Raw genomic sequence first — 15,131 nt, forward strand, 5'->3', positions numbered from 1 at the left:
AACCTACGTGGATTGAAGTTTTTTTGCTTCCTGCCACAATTCTTCCATCTCTGCCAAATCCGCCTCCGCCAGGGACTTGCCCCGGGCTTCCAGGCGCTCTTCGATGTACTGGAAACGGCGTACAAACTTGCGGTTAGTCGAAGCCAGCGCCTCTTCCGGATCGATTTTCAGGAAACGTGACAGATTGACGACGGCGAAAAGCAGATCCCCGAGTTCGTCCAAGCGCTCTGCCGCGGCACCGTTTTCCATTGCTTCCTGCACTTCACCGAGTTCCTCAGTGATTTTGCCGATCACTTCTCCGACCTCGGACCAGTCAAAACCGACAACAGCCGCTTTCTTCTGAAGCTTCAGGGCTTTCATCAGAGCCGGCAGATCCTTGGGCACTCCCGCCAAAGCAGACTGCTTCGAAGGGTCAATCCCTTTGCGGCGCTTCTCCTCGTCCTTCATCTGCTGCCAGTTGGCAAGAGCCTCTTCCGCATTTTCCGCTCCTTCCGTACCGAAAACGTGCGGATGACGGCGGATCAGCTTCTCGTTGAGACCCGCGATTACGTCATAGACGGTAAAAGCGCCGGTCTCCTCTTCCATCTGGGAATGGAGCATCACCTGCAGCAGCAGGTCACCGAGCTCCTCGCACATGTGGTCGGGGTCGTCCTCATCGATCGTCTCCAGCACCTCGTACGCTTCTTCGATAAGATTTTTGCGGAGGCTGGCATGCGTCTGCTCGCGATCCCACGGGCAGCCTTCCGGGCTGCGGAGAATCGCCACAATTTCATGCAGCCGCTCCAATGTACGGTTGCGGAGTTCGTCGCGGTCGCTGCGCGGCACCCATACAAGGGAGAGGTTGCCGTAGCCCTCGATCCGGTCGAGCTCGTAAAGAGGAACCCGGACAACCCATTCTTCCCCCGCAACGCCAAGGGAGTGACCCGCAAAGACGGTGTAATCGTCCGGGTAAAGCTCCATCAGCGTAAGCTTCACATCCGACGCCGTAAATGTATCGTACACTTGTCCGATAACCGTATGCAAGCGGGGGTTCAGCATGCCGGGCCGCAGGTCTGTCGCATCCAGAAGCTGCATCCCTTCGATAGGATCGAAGCCGAACCGGAGAAACGCCTGGTCGAGGAAGCTTTCCCCGCCCACGATCTCCAGCGGAATGCCCGCGTCCGGACATTTCGCTCTCAGCAGCTGCACGGTGTACTCGGCCACCATAGGATGTCCGGGAACGGCGTACACGACAGCCTCCCTACGGGCCGACTCCAGCAGTGAGGCCGCTATCGCTTCATACGTGTCGTCAAAGCGGTCCTTCGCTTCGTAAATCGCGTCAAAGGTCTCGTACCGGATCCCCTCCGCCCGGAGATAGGCGGCAACCGGGTGATGATCGGTGCGGAGAATCAGCTTCGGAGCCTGCTGCAAACGGCGCAGCACGCCGAGCGTGAGCTGGTTTTCGTCCCCGGAACCGAGTCCGAGAACCGTAATTCCTTGCGTCATAGTCCTTGCCTCCCACGCATATTCCGGTTCCCGCTTATGCGGAGCCGGTTGATTCGCAGCTATTTTACGCCGAAACGGCGCGGTCTATCACGGAGCGCGGCTCGCTCCTAGAGCCGCTCCCCCTGCGGGAGCAGGCGCAGCTTCGTCAGCGCCGAAGCCAGCTTGCCGCCGCCGGGGAGCTGCTCAAGCTCCGCGCGGTTCACGGCGCCGAAGCGCAGCAGCGCGATCGCGTACACGGCCGCCCCGAGCGCCACCCCGGCCAGCGCCAATACGACGGCCTGTCCGCGCGAGCCGAGGCCCGGCGCCACGGCGCCAAACAGCGGCCCGCCCGCGAGCTGGAGCGCGCCCAGAGCGGCGCACATAAGCGCTGCGGCGGCAAGCGGTGCCAGGGCCGAGGCGCGCCAGCGCTGCGGAGCGCCGGTCAGCCGCCGCACCTCGGCGAGGCCCAGGGCGGACGCGGCCGCGAACGCGAGCACCGCCGACACGGCTGCGCCGGCGATTCCCCAGCGCGGCACGAGGAGCAGGCTGCCGCCGATTTTGACGGCGGCTGCGGCGAGCAGGTGCAGCGCGGGAGCGTTCACGGCGCCGAGGCCCTGCAGCACTCCGGCAAGCACGATGTTGAGCGTGCCGAACAGCGCCGTGAGCGCGAGCAGAGCCATCGTGCCGGACGCTTCATCGCTCTGATAGAGCATCACGTTCACCGGAACGGTGAGAGAGGCCAGGCCGGCGGCCGCAGCCAGGCCGAGCAGGCCCGTCATCCGCACGGTCCGCTCCGTGCGCGCTTGCAGCTGCGCCGGGTCGGCCGCCGCAGCCGCGGCGATCGCCGGCACCAGCACGGCCGTCAGCGAGGACGCGACCATCGTCACGGCCTGTACCAAGGGCAGGCCGTGGTTATACAGGCCGAACTGGCGCATCGCCTCGGCCGGGTCCGCTCCTCCGCCGAGCAGCAGGCGGGGAATGGTGAAGGCGTCGATGAGATTGAGAATCGGCGTCATGATCGAGCCGAGGCAGATCGGCAGCGCGTAAGCGCCGATAGAGGCCATGAGCCGGCCAAGCGGTTCTTTGGTCCCCACAGGGCCGGTCGCCTCAGCTTGGGCAGCCTCTCCCATAGTGGCCGGTTTCTCATCAGCCGCTCGTTCAAGCCTCTTGCCCACGCTATGCGGGGCTTCACAGGAGTCGGAATGATCCGCGGTTTCCGCCGACGTTAATTCAGCCGGATTCCCAGCCCTTCTTTCCTTGCTTCTCTGCCAATAGAACAGAAGCAGAAGCAAGGCTCCCGCTGCCCCCGTTACGGAACCGAATGTCGCTCCGGCGGCAATATCGCCGTCTCCCGCACCTTGTTCGGTCAGGTAAAGCAGAAGAAGAACCATCGTAAGCACGCGCACCGTCTGCTCGACTACCTGAGAAACCGCGGTGGGGACCATGTTCTGATAGCCTTGAAAATAACCGCGGAGAACCGAGAGTACGGGAACCAGCAGAAGCGCGTACGAAATGCTGCGGATGGCCGGCGCTGCAGCCGCTGTTCCTATCCAGCCCGCAAGCGCATCGGCTCCGAAATACAGCAAGAGAAAGCAAAACACGCCGGTCCCTGTCAGGAGCAGAGCGGAAGCTGCCGCCACCCGCCTCGCCCCTGCATGATCGCGTGCGGCTGCCCGGTCCTGGACGAATTTTGCGACCGTGATCGGAAAACCCGCCGTCGCCAGAAAAAGAATCAGGAGGTACAGCGGATAGACGGCATTGTAAATGCCGAAAGCCCCGTCTCCGGCTATATTCTGCAGCGGAATTTTTTGGAGCGTTCCGAGCAGTTTGGAGAATACCGCCGCGGCGGCCAGTAACGCGGCGCCCTTAAGGAGCCGGGAGCTTCCGACCGTCACAGTCTGTTCCTGCGTTCCCTTTTCCGTGGACATGGATGTCTCTCCTGCGATAAAAAATTAAATGTGCCTATGTCTATCTACACTTCCATTTGCTTGGACAAGAAGGAAGCGGCCGTTTCGGCCATGATCCGCTCGGTTTTTCCCATGACCACATCATTTTCCTTGCTGACTAACAGAACGGCGCCGATGGCATCCCCGTTGTGAATGATCGGTGCAATGACGAACGAGCCGTAAGCATCTGCCGCATCCTTAACCAGCACGTAACTGCCGGCCGTTGCTTGCACGATAGTCTGTCTTCCGTTCATGGCGCTCTCCACTTGCTCGCCCACCGGTCTGCCGTCATATTCTTTACGTCCGCGGCCTGCCGCTGCGATGAAGGTCTCACGGTCCGATATAACGGCCTGATACCCGGTGCTCTCGTTTAACGACTCCGCGTATTCCAGCGCAAAATCTCCAAGTTCACCGACCGGAGAATATTTCTGCAAAATGACTTCGCCGTCGGGGTTCACGAATATTTCCATGGGATCGCCTTCCCGGATGCGCATGGTGCGCCGGATCTCCTTCGGAATGACTACCCGTCCTAAATCGTCTATGCGTCTAACTATACCTGTCGCTTTCATACTGCTTAAAGCCTCGCTTTCCTTCTGGGGGTTTACACTAGGATGTTTGAAAAAATACGGATTAAAGAGGACTCTTCCCATTATATATAAATTTCCTCATAAAACAAAAAAAGCCCCCTTACCTCCGGAATTGGTTTCCAAGTAAGGGAAGCTTTCGGTTACTGCTCCATTTGTTTCGCCAAAAAACCGGCTGCAGTCTCCACCATTTTCGATTCCATGTTGCCCATCTTGACTTCTTCGTCCTTGCTCATCAGAATAACCGAACCGATCGGATCTCCGCCCGCAACAATCGGAGCGATGACGAAAGAGCTGTAAGTTTCGGGATTGTCTTTGGAGATTTCGTATGTACCCGAACCGCTCTCGATCGTCGGTTTACGGTTTTCCATGGTGGTCTCCACGATCTGCCCGATCTGCTTGTCCATATACTCTTTCTTCGAACCGCCCGCTACCGCGATAACCGTATCCCGGTCCGTAATCAGTGTGATATGATTGGTGCTCTCATAGAGAGACTCGGCATATTCTTTGGCAAAATCCCCTAATTCTCCGATCGGGGAATACTTCTTCAAGATAACTTCACCGTCGCGATCGACGAATATCTCGAGCGGGTCGCCTTCCCGGATGCGCAGTGTGCGCCGTATTTCCTTCGGAATGACAACCCTGCCCAGGTCATCAATGCGACGAACGATTCCAGTTGCTTTCATGACTCTTGTTGCCCCACTTTCACTTGAAGTTTTGGATACGACTGGACGCCGATCTGCGTGTATTTAAAAGAGAAGGGTGTAGCGATTCGATTCTGACCATAGTATTCATCCACCCCCATATTCTTATACATTTCCCTCTTTCCATCCACGTAAAATAAAAAGCCATCCCGTCCGGATGGACGAGATGGCTTTCGTGACATCATTGATCTGCCGCCAGGCTTCGCAGATTCGCTTACTTCGCCGCCGGCGAAGGGCTTGCGGCCGGAGGCGTCGCTCCAGGCACGTCGGTCGGCGCCGCGGTCGGCGTCGTCTGTGGAGACGGACTGCCTGTCGGAGCCGGCGTGCCGCTTGGTTCCGTGCTGGCGCCGGGCGCCGGGCTCGGATTGGCCGATGGAGCCGGAGTCGGAGTCGGCTTAGGAAGCTTGTTCGTTTCGATCAAGCCGGGAAGCTCCTTCGTTACGAACTCCTGCATCTTCACTTGCGCCAGGTTGGAGGCCAGCTCTTTCTTGGCGTCTTCTACGGTTTCGGTTTTACGGGATTCCACTTTCATGACGTGGTAGCCGTAATCGGTCTCAACGGGATCGCTGATCGTATTCAAAGGCAGCTCGAGGGCCGCTTTTTTGAATCCGGCTACCCACTGGCTGACTTTGGCGTTTTCATACTTGCCGCCTTTATCTTTCGAACCCGGGTCATCCGAGTATTCTTTGGCAAGAGCGTCGAAGTCTCCGCCGTTTTTCAGCTTCTGCTGCACTTCTTTTGCGCGCTTCAAAGCTTCTTCTTTCGTACGGAGCTCTTTATTCGTAGCCGGATCGTTAAGACCGATGAGAATATGACGGACAGTCGCTACATCGTAGGCGTTCGGGTCCGCTTTTTTGGCCTTCTCGTACTCCGCTTTGATTTCGTCGTCGGTGACCTGCTTCTCCAAGTGGCTCGTGGAATACACGCTGAGTCTCAAGAGGTCCTCAATGTCCTTCTCTTCCAGTTTCGCGTCTTTCAGCTTCTTCTCCAGGCCGCCTTCTTGCGCGCCCACGAAAGTTTTCAGCTGTGTAACCTGCTCGGTTACCTGCTTGTCCGCTTCTTTCTTCACGTCATCGCTCGCACGTCCGGAAAGAACCTTCAGCATGATATACTGCTCCAGCATGCTTTGCTGGTATGCCGGGTCGGTTTCGAACTGTGCGTATTCCGGATACAGGAGACGGTTGAAGGAAAGCAGTTTATCAAACTCTCCACGGGTCACTTTACCCCCGTCTTTGTAAGTGGCGATAACCTCTTCCGGCGTGCCGGCTTTTCCTTCGTCCTTCTTGCCGCATCCGCTGGCCACGGCCAAAACAAGGACTAATACGGCAAGCAGCAGCCACTTGCTTTTGGCCCAACCTGATTTATTGTGTTGCATTCTGCAATTCTCCCTTCGTTTTCAAGGCTTCCCTGTATTGTAACAGAAAACGCTCCACCAATGCGATTGTGTCCTCGGGGGACAGCCCTTTGCCGCGGATATGAACATGAATCTGAGGTCCGGCAATCAGTTTGACGCGCCCGTCGAAGCCGTTCGAAATCGTAAACAGCTTCTGACCGTCCAGCCTTTCCGTCTCGTCCGGAGAAATCTTGATCTGATAGTCGTCGCCCTTCTGAGAGATGGATTCGATTTTATATTCGGCTCCATACACCTTCAATCTGGCTACGGCCAAAAGATTGGAAACGGCAGGCGGAAGATCGCCGAACCGGTCCACCAATTCCTCATCCAGATCTTCCGCTTCCGCGAAGGAGCGGATATTCGCCACTTTCTTGTAAATCTCGATCTTCTGCATACTGTCGTAAATGTAATCCGACGGCAGGTAAGCATCCAGGTGAAGGTCAAGCTGCGTGATCCATTCCTTCTCGGGCTCCGCCTGCTCTCCGTCCAGCTCCAGCTTGCGCTTGGCAATTTCTTCGCTCAGCATCTGAGAGTACAGGTCGAATCCGACGGAAGCGATAAACCCGTGCTGCTCGGCTCCGAGCAGATTGCCGGCTCCGCGGATGGACAAGTCCCTCATGGCAATTTTAAACCCGGACCCAAGTTCTGTAAATTCTTTAATTGCCTGGAGACGTTTCTCCGCCACTTCGTTCAGCACTTTGTCGCGCTGATACGTAAAGTACGCGTAGGCGATCCGGTTGGAACGGCCGACCCGGCCCCGCAGCTGGTACAGCTGGGATAAGCCCATCTTGTCGGCGTCATGCACGATCAGCGTATTCACGTTCGGGATATCGACGCCGGTCTCGATGATGCTCGTGCTTACGAGCACGTCGAACTCGCCGTCCAGGAAGTCGAGAATCGTTTTCTCGAGTTCCTGCTCCGACATTTGCCCGTGCGCAACGGTCACGCGTGCTTCCGGCACGAGCATGGAGATCTGCTCGGCCATCTGGTTGATCCCCTGGACGCGGTTGAACAGGAAATACACCTGTCCTTCTCGCGCCAGTTCGCGTTCGATCGCTTCCCGTACGAGCGTTGTGCTGTATTCCAGCACGTAAGTCTGTACGGGGAAGCGGTTCTCCGGCGGCGTCTCGATGACGGACAGGTCGCGAACCCCCAGCATCGACATGTGGAGCGTCCGCGGGATTGGCGTGGCGGTCAAAGTCAGCACGTCGACATTCGTTTTCAGCCGCTTCAGCTTCTCTTTGTGCGAGACGCCGAAACGCTGCTCCTCATCGACGATGAGCAGCCCCAGGTCTTTGAACTTCAGATCCTGGGACAGCAGGCGGTGCGTTCCGATTACGATGTCGACGGTACCGGCTTTGACACCCTTGGTCGTTTCATTCTGCTCTTTCTTCGAACGGAACCGGCTCAGCACCTGGATGTTGAACGGGTATCCCGAGAAGCGCTCGCGGAACGTCTCGTAATGCTGCTGCGCCAAAATCGTCGTCGGCACCAGGACAGCGACCTGTTTGCCGTCGATAGCCGCTTTGAAAGCGGCACGGATGGCCACTTCCGTCTTGCCGTAACCGACGTCTCCGCAAAGAAGCCGGTCCATCGGACGCGGTTTTTCCATATCCTTCTTAATTTCCCCAATTGCCCGGAGTTGATCCGTCGTTTCGTCATACGGAAACATGCTCTCGAATTCCTGCTGGTAGGCGGAATCGGAGCTGAAGCCGTATCCCGTTGTCGCTTGACGGTCCGCGTAAAGCTTGATGAGATCGTCGGCGATGTCCTTGACGGAGGTCCGCACTTTGTTCTTGACGCGGTTCCAGTCGGCCCCGCCCAGCTTGTATATCTTCGGCTCTTTCTCTTCCGAACCGACATATTTCTGAATGAGATCGATCTGGTCGATCGGGACGGACAGCTTGTCGCCGCCCGCATAGACAATATGCAAATAATCTTTATGAATGCCCCCGACTTCAAGAGTGCCGATTCCCACATACTTCCCGATCCCGTGATTAACGTGAACGACGTAGTCTCCGACTTTAAGCTCCTGGTAGCTTTTGATTCTCTCGGCATTCTCGATTTTCTTGTCTACTTTGCGCGCTTTCCGCTGCTTCTGCGTAAACATCTCGCCTTCCGTAATCACGACGAGATGAATGGACGGCAGCTCGAAGCCGGTCTGCAGGTTTCCGTTCATAATCTCGGGTTCATCGATTTGATAATCCCCAAGCACACGGCGGACGCGGTCCATCCGCTCTTCACCGTTGGCTAAGATGATAACGCGGCTGCCCGTCTTTTTCCAGCGTTCCATTTCCGCTTTCAGAAGGTTCATCTGCCCGTGGAAATTCTGCATGACCCGGGACATGAAATTGACAATGTTCTGCGGCTGGGTCTGCGGAACCTGGCGCAGGAAGAGTGACATATAAAGCGTCGGATAAGTGCGGCGCTGCATAAGGGTCTCCAACTGCTTCGAAAGCGTGAGGGCCGGGAGGGCCTTCCCGTCCTGAAGGGAACTCGTCACCCACTCCGCCTCTTCCCGCTCCAGCTGCTTGGAGGTTTCCACGAGCCGGGCCGGCTCGTCGACGAGCAGTACCGTATCTTCCGGCATGTAATCGGATAGAGTCTGCCGCTCCGGATAGAGCAGCGAGACATACTTGAACAGCCCCTGGAAGGTGTTCCCCTCTCGGAGCAGTTCAATATCATGTCCGATTCCTTCCAGCAGCCTGTCCTTGGCCTGACGGTCCGTCATTTTGGCAAGCTGGGTCTGAAGAAGTTCGTAAGCATGCTGAGCAGCGCCCTGAAAACGCTTTCTATTTAAGAGTACTTCCCGGCACGGCTGGATCACGAACGAATCCAACTTTTCGATGGAGCGCTGGTCCGATACGTCGAACGTACGGATAGAATCCACATCAACATCAAATAACTCGATCCGGACGGCCGTGGAAGAAGTCAGCGGAAATAAATCCACGATGCCTCCGCGGACGCTCATTTCCCCCTTCGCTTCCACCCGCTCCACACGCTCGTAACCCAGCTCGGTCAGACGGGTCAGAAACTCCTCCAGGTCAATCGTATCCCCCAAACGTACGGTGAGCTGGGCTTCCTTGAACGTTTCCTTCGTCGGAAGCAAACGGCGGAATCCGGCATACGGCACTATGACCGCTCCCCGGTATCCGCCGGCCAGTTTGGTCAGCACATCGATCCGCTGCGCCAGCATTTCGGGACTGGCAATAGCCGCTTCGGCGGCAAGCAGCTCTTGTGCGGGATATAAGAGAACCCCGTCTTCCGGAAGACATTCGCTTAAATCCTCGAAGATCTTCTGGGCGGAGAACATATTATGCGTAACGATGAGAAGCGGACGCTCGAGTTGCTGCATCAGTGCGGCAAGCATCACCTGACGAGAGGAGCCGGTTAATCCGGCGATCAACTGCTCTTTCATGCCGGAACGAATACCCGTAATCACACTTTGAAAATCGCGGTCCGTTGAAAAAGCCTGTATTAAAGCTTGCAAATCAAGTACACTCCTCTCACAAAAAGAAGCCTCGGCGCTTGCCTAGGCTGTCATGACACAATTTTTGCACATGTCCGGAGTACGGGATAAGCGCCCTAAGCAGCGCGCAGGCAGCGGCCGGAATCGGTCACTGCAGCGGGCTGCCGATCAGGTTAAGCTCCGGATTGGCGTCCAGTGCCTGCTTGCAGTAATCGCAAACCACCTTGACCGTAACGCCCCCGTCCATGTTATACGCTATTATATCGCTCCGTTCTTCGGGGGTCAAGAAATGGAAACCGAGCTGGTATTCGCTCACTTGATCCCGGCTGATTTCCCCGATAGACGATTGGCAATGACGGCAAATATATTTTACTGACATCAATGTATGCCTCCCTGCAGGTTTCGATTACTCCTTAGTATGGCCCTACTTTTAAAATCCTAGCCAACTCTGGAAGTAATTTGCCAGCCTATGTACGGCATACAATGTGTCTTGGAGCGACCGATGTCCCCGGATCAGCATTCCGGAAACCGGGCACACGAGAGAACGCCCGTTTGCCACAACTCAGGATATTGCATACACTCGGGACTCCGGACTAATTCCCGCTTCCGTTGAAAACCGCCATCGTTTTCTCGAAAGGCTCGCTCAGGCAGTGCTCCATCGCTTCGCACGTTTTGTCCAGAACGGCCGGCAGCGCCCCCGTTTCCGCTTTGCTGAAATTCGACAAGACATAGTCGACAATCGGATAGCCCGGATTCGGTCGATTGATCCCCATACGGATGCGGTTGAACGTGGACGTGCCCGTATGGGCTATGACGGATTTGATCCCGTTATGGCCGCCGGCGCTCCCCTGGTAACGCAGTCTGATATTCCCGAACGGCGTATCCATGTCATCGTACAAAATGACGAGATCCGACACGTCGACTTTATAAAAATCCATGAAAGCCCGGATCGACTCCCCCGACAAATTCATATAGGTCATAGGTTTCAGCAAGTAGGCCTTTGTACCGTTCACACGCACCTCGGCCAGATGGCCTTTGCACTTATTCTGGAACGAAGAGACGCCCCATTTCTCGGCAAAACGGTCAATCGCCATGAATCCTATATTATGCCGTGTATGCTCGTACTGTTTCCCTGGATTGCCTAAACCGACAAAACATTTCACGTTTCATTCACTCCCAAAAATTTTTTACTTTTTTTAACTAGACACCGTAACGATTCCCTGCCGAAACTTGTCTATTATATACAGGCATTTTGCGCGGTTCCGGGCATAGGCCTGCGGTTTTTCGGCCGCTCGGCTCATTTGCCGGTCCCGGCCGCAAAGATAAAGTCATAAATTGGCGCAAATCAGCATGATTTACGCTTCAAAAAATATGGGTAGCAGGTGATGAATCTTATGTACGACAACGGCCAGCAGCTTTACCAGGACGATCATTTTCAAGATCATTTGGAAGCGGAGGTTCCTGTCCAAGTATACTATCTTAACGCCCACAAAGATATAGGCTTCGTCTATCTCTATTCTTCCCACTTCATCAAGATCAACAACACGTTTTACAACCGCGGCATGTTTACATTCGTATCGAGACCCGGTTATTAGGCGCAATTTAGCAAGCGCTTACATAGCTTGTCAGCTTATTCGCCCAGCGGTTAAGGATAACAAAGGCTGCTGCCGGTTAACCGGCAGCAGCCTCTCATTTTGCCCGAAGGCCGTGTTATTCTTTCGATTCCGCAGTTTCTTCAGCCTCAGCTTCGGCTGCAGGCTCGTCCGCAGTCGTTTCTTCGACTTCCTTCTGCGGTTGAAGCACGGTAACCACAACGTCCTCAGCTTCCGTTTTCACTTCGACGTTCTCAGGCAGCTTCAAATCGGATACGAGGATATTCTCCCCGATGCCGAGATTGCTGATATCCACCTGCACGGAGTCCGGCAGATCATCAGGCAGACAGCGGACGTCGAGCTGTGCCGTCTCCACTTGGAGAATGCCGCCTTCCTTCACGCCTGCCGCTTCTCCCACGATCTCGACGGCAACCGTTGCCTTAACCGGCTCGTTCATGTTGATCTGATGGAAATCAATGTGGATGACATCCTGGCTCAGGCTGTCTCTCTGAACTCCGCTGATAAGTACGGGGCGTTTGCCCACGCCTTCGATATTAAGATCAATCACCGCATTCGGGTGGCTTCTCAGCAGCGGCACGAGTTCCTTCCGCTCCAGAACAACCGTAAGGCTGTCCGTGGTTTTCCCGTAAACTACGCCAGGCACCTTGCCTTGTCTGCGCAGCTGCTTGGCCTCCGACTTGGTGGCATTGGTTCTGGTATTTCCTTTAAGAGCTACTCCCATACAAAAAGAACCTCCCTTTTAGATGGCTAAAGATAAATTACCCATCCGGGGGAGGTTTCAATCAATTATTTACAAAAAATTTTACGAGTGCTTGTTTTCTTTCTTCGCTTTCAGCTTGCTGCGAATGCGATCGGCGTAGCCTTTTTTATTCGTCTGGCGCTCGCGGGCGATCGCCAGATCGTTGTCTTCCACGTTGTGCGTAATCGTCGAGCCCGCCACCACATAGGCTCCGTCGCCGATTTTGACAGGGGCGATCAGGTTTACGTTGCTTCCGATAAAGGCATCGTCGCCGACTTCCGTCAGGCTTTTGTTGAAGCCGTCGTAATTGACCGTGATGGCTCCGCAGCCGACATTGACGTTCTTACCGATAACGGCGTCTCCCACGTAACTGAGGTGCGACACTTTCGATCCCTCGCCGAGCTTGGCGTTTTTAATTTCCACAAAATCGCCGATTTTGACATGCTCGCCAAGATCCGTTCCCGGACGCAGGTAAGCGAACGGCCCCACATTCGCGTGGCTGCCGACTTTGGCTTCCTGAAGCACCGATTGCTTGACGGTTACTTCGTCGCCGAGCGTACTGTCGCAAATCTCGGTGTTCGGTCCGATCACACATTCCGATCCGATAACCGTTTTGCCCCGCAGAGTAGTCCCCGGATACAGGATGGTATCCGGCCCGATCACGACGTCTTTCTCAATATACGTTTGAGAAGGGTCGATGAACGTTACCCCGCCCACCATGTGGCTGCGGTTGATACGCTGACGCATCAGCGTCTCCGCTTCCGAGAGGGCGATCCGGTCGTTAACGCCGATGGCCTCCGCCTCGTCCGGCGTGCAGTATGCTTCGACGATCTCGCCGGCATTTTTCAGAATCCCGACGACGTCCGTCAAGTAATACTCGCCTTGGGCGTTCTCGTTCTTCACGTTCTCCAGCGCTTCAAACAGCTTGCGGTTATCGAAGCAGTAGGTGCCCGTGTTGATCTCGCGCACAGCCGCTTCTTCCGGGGTACAGTCCTTCTGCTCGACGATCCGGTCCACCCGGCCGCCTTCGCCGCGGATAATGCGTCCGTAGCCCGCGGCATCCGTCATTTCCGCCGTCAAGATAGTGCCCGCCGCGCCTTTTTCCTGATGCAGGCGGAGCATTTTCTCCAGCGTCTCCGGACGGACCAGCGGCGTATCTCCGCATACGACGAAGGTAACGCCGTCTTCCGCACCGATAACATCCTTCGCCTGGAGAACGGCATGTCCCGTTCCGAGCTGCTGTTCCTGAAGAGCGTATTCCGCCCGGTCTCCCAAATAGCCTTTAACGGCTTCGGCCCCGTGGCCTACAATTACGATCGTTTTCTCCGTTTGTATATGTTCAAGTGTATCCAGTACGTGTCCCACCATCGGTTTTCCGCAGACGGAATGCAGCACTTTGTACAGCTTGGATTTCATTCGTTTTCCTTGTCCCGCGGCCAGTACAATCGCCATCAGCTTCAACTTCAATCCACTCCTTCTTCTCCTCTGGGTTTCATCCATGACTATATCTTATCTGCCGGAAAAAGAAAAGAGAGCCCTGCAGGAACAGGACTCCTTCTGCCAAAACCGGCGTTGATTATGCGCCTTCTTCAATAACTTCCTCTTCCGCAGCCGCACGGTCGTACTCAGACAAAACCGCCGCTTGAATCTTCTCGCGGGTTGTGGATGAAATCGGATGGGCAATATCACGGAACTCCCCGTCCGGAGTCCGTTTGCTAGGCATTGCAACAAACATTCCATTATTGCCGTCAATAACACGAATATCGTGTACGACGAATTCGTTATCGATGGTAATGGAAGCAATCGCCTTCATTCTTCCTTCGGAATTCACCCGGCGAAGTCTGACATCTGTAATTTGCACTGTGTTCACCACCTTTTTCCATTCGCAGGACTTGGTGTATACTTCCACATTTTCGTGCAAATTCCTTCTGGATAAAGAGGAAAAATTTAGATTTTCCTTAAATTAAATGTGCTCTTAAACGTTTTCGACAGCTATCGCCGCAATCAGTTCGATTTCGACAAGCACATCTTTCGGAAGCCTTGCCACTTCTACGGTAGAACGCGCCGGCTTATGTTCGCCAAAGTAGGAAGCGTACACTTCGTTAATGGCTCCGAACTGGTTCATATCCTTAATGAAGACGGTCGCTTTGACCACGTTCTGAAGAGTCGCTCCCGCTTCTTTGAGTACTGCCTGAAGGTTGCGGAACACCTGGTGCGTCTGCTCCGTAACGCCGCCCTCTACGAGCTGCCCCTCGGCATTTAATGGAATTTGCCCCGATGTAAAAACGAGATTGCCCACCTGTACCGCCTGGGAATACGGCCCGATGGCAGCCGGTGCTTCATTCGTTGAAAGGATACGCATAACTTAGATCTCTCCTTTATTCGGAATCGAAATAATTTCCAGGAACAACGGTCACCTGTTTGGTTTTAGAATCGACGCCGGTCAGCTTGGCGAGGGAGATATAATCTTTCACAAGCTCCTCCTCGACCTCGTTCGATTCAATAAACACGCCTACACCGCCAACGGTTGCTTTGAATTCGCCCAGCAAGTCCACCATTCCTTGAATCGTGCCGCCCGCCCTTTTGAAGTCGTCAATGATCAGAACCCGTGCTCCTTCCTGGAGCGTGCGTCTGGCCAGCGACATCGTTTGTATGCGTTTGCTGGAACCCGAAACATAATTGATGCTTACGGCCGATCCTTCCGTAGCGTTGCTGTCGCGTCGCACCGTCACGACCGGCAGATTCATAAAGGAAGCCGTTGCGTATGCAAGCGGGATGCCTTTGGTTTCTACCGTCATCACGACGTCCAGCTCTCTGCCCGCGAATGCGGTAGCGAACGTTTTGCCGATTTCGTTCAATACTTGCGGCCGCCCCATAATATCGGCCATATACAAAAATCCGCCCGGCAGCACGCGTTCCGGCTGCTCAAGCTGATTGCACAAATCCTGTACGAACGAAAGCGACGCTTCCTTGGCAACCTTCGGAATAAATTTCACGCCTCCGGCAGCGCCGGCAAGTGTATGGAGTTCTCCGAGTCCTTCGTCCTCGAATACCTCTTTTATAATCGCCAGATCCTCACTGATCGAAGATTTGGCCGAACTGTAACGTTCCGCGAATGTAGTCAGCGGTATGAGCGTATGCGGCCGAAACAACAAATACTGCGTCATCTCAACCAACCGAGCGCTTCGCTTCAATTTTTTCATGACGCACCCCTAATAA

Annotated in this window: 14 protein-coding genes; 1 reads left to right on the forward strand and 13 read right to left on the reverse strand. The window is 55.2% G+C overall.

Annotated features, from left to right (window positions below):
* Positions 1-3: 3 nt before the first annotated feature.
* The 8 genes from mazG to pth all read right to left on the reverse strand — a co-directional run bounded on the left by mazG (position 4) and on the right by pth (position 10,723).
* Positions 4-1,485, reverse strand: coding sequence for a nucleoside triphosphate pyrophosphohydrolase (gene mazG, locus HMPREF1207_RS28220; protein ID WP_009671893.1), 1,482 nt, complete (start codon positions 1,483-1,485; stop codon positions 4-6).
* 107 nt (positions 1,486-1,592) lie between these two features.
* Positions 1,593-3,392 carry a polysaccharide biosynthesis protein gene (locus HMPREF1207_RS28225; RefSeq protein WP_009671900.1) on the reverse strand — a complete coding sequence of 600 codons (1,800 nt, stop codon included), beginning with the start codon at positions 3,390-3,392 and terminating at the stop codon, positions 1,593-1,595.
* A gap of 44 nt (positions 3,393-3,436) precedes the next feature.
* Positions 3,437-3,979 carry a stage V sporulation protein T gene (gene spoVT / locus HMPREF1207_RS28230; RefSeq protein ID WP_036740813.1) on the reverse strand — a complete coding sequence of 181 codons (543 nt, stop codon included), beginning with the start codon at positions 3,977-3,979 and terminating at the stop codon, positions 3,437-3,439.
* Positions 3,980-4,137: 158 nt separating this feature from the next.
* The gene (gene spoVT, locus HMPREF1207_RS28235; RefSeq protein WP_009671922.1) at positions 4,138-4,680 is read right to left on the reverse strand and encodes a stage V sporulation protein T; all 543 of its coding nucleotides are present in this window, start codon (positions 4,678-4,680) and stop codon (positions 4,138-4,140) included.
* A gap of 232 nt (positions 4,681-4,912) precedes the next feature.
* Positions 4,913-6,073: a peptidylprolyl isomerase gene (locus HMPREF1207_RS28240; protein ID WP_009671918.1), complete on the reverse strand. Its 1,161-nt coding sequence runs from the start codon at positions 6,071-6,073 to the stop codon at positions 4,913-4,915.
* Entirely contained in the window at positions 6,060-9,581 is a 3,522-nt protein-coding gene (mfd, locus tag HMPREF1207_RS28245) for a transcription-repair coupling factor (protein WP_009671921.1), read from the reverse strand. Before mfd ends, HMPREF1207_RS28240 begins: the two co-directional genes overlap by 14 nt.
* 127 nt (positions 9,582-9,708) lie before the next feature.
* Positions 9,709-9,939: an anti-sigma-F factor Fin family protein gene (locus HMPREF1207_RS28250; RefSeq protein ID WP_009671878.1), complete on the reverse strand. Its 231-nt coding sequence runs from the start codon at positions 9,937-9,939 to the stop codon at positions 9,709-9,711.
* Between the two features lie 214 nt (positions 9,940-10,153).
* Entirely contained in the window at positions 10,154-10,723 is a 570-nt protein-coding gene (gene pth / locus HMPREF1207_RS28255; RefSeq protein WP_009671867.1) for an aminoacyl-tRNA hydrolase, read from the reverse strand.
* Positions 10,724-10,954: 231 nt separating this feature from the next.
* On the opposite strand from pth, the gene HMPREF1207_RS28260 reads away from it, so the two are divergent.
* Entirely contained in the window at positions 10,955-11,155 is a 201-nt protein-coding gene (locus HMPREF1207_RS28260; protein ID WP_009671908.1) for a hypothetical protein, read from the forward strand.
* A 115-nt stretch (positions 11,156-11,270) separates the two neighbouring features.
* On the opposite strand, the gene HMPREF1207_RS28265 is transcribed toward HMPREF1207_RS28260, so the two are convergent.
* The 5 genes from HMPREF1207_RS28265 to purR all read right to left on the reverse strand — a co-directional run bounded on the left by HMPREF1207_RS28265 (position 11,271) and on the right by purR (position 15,115).
* Positions 11,271-11,894 carry a 50S ribosomal protein L25/general stress protein Ctc gene (locus HMPREF1207_RS28265; protein WP_009671870.1) on the reverse strand — a complete coding sequence of 208 codons (624 nt, stop codon included), beginning with the start codon at positions 11,892-11,894 and terminating at the stop codon, positions 11,271-11,273.
* Between the two features lie 81 nt (positions 11,895-11,975).
* Positions 11,976-13,373, reverse strand: a complete 1,398-nt coding sequence (glmU, locus tag HMPREF1207_RS28270) for a bifunctional UDP-N-acetylglucosamine diphosphorylase/glucosamine-1-phosphate N-acetyltransferase GlmU (protein WP_009671916.1) — start codon at positions 13,371-13,373, stop codon at positions 11,976-11,978.
* Between the two features lie 115 nt (positions 13,374-13,488).
* On the reverse strand, positions 13,489-13,773 hold the full coding sequence (gene spoVG, locus HMPREF1207_RS28275) for a septation regulator SpoVG (protein ID WP_009671859.1): 285 nt from the start codon (positions 13,771-13,773) through the stop codon (positions 13,489-13,491).
* Positions 13,774-13,887: 114 nt separating this feature from the next.
* Positions 13,888-14,274, reverse strand: a complete 387-nt coding sequence (locus tag HMPREF1207_RS28280) for a RidA family protein (protein ID WP_009671871.1) — start codon at positions 14,272-14,274, stop codon at positions 13,888-13,890.
* Between the two features lie 16 nt (positions 14,275-14,290).
* A complete protein-coding gene (gene purR / locus HMPREF1207_RS28285; RefSeq protein WP_009671872.1) occupies positions 14,291-15,115 on the reverse strand; it encodes a pur operon repressor in 825 nt (274 codons plus the stop codon).
* Positions 15,116-15,131 lie beyond the last annotated feature (16 nt).

The sequence above is a fragment of the Paenibacillus sp. HGH0039 genome (assembly GCF_000411255.1).
Classification (GTDB): Bacteria; Bacillota; Bacilli; order Paenibacillales; family NBRC-103111; genus Paenibacillus_F.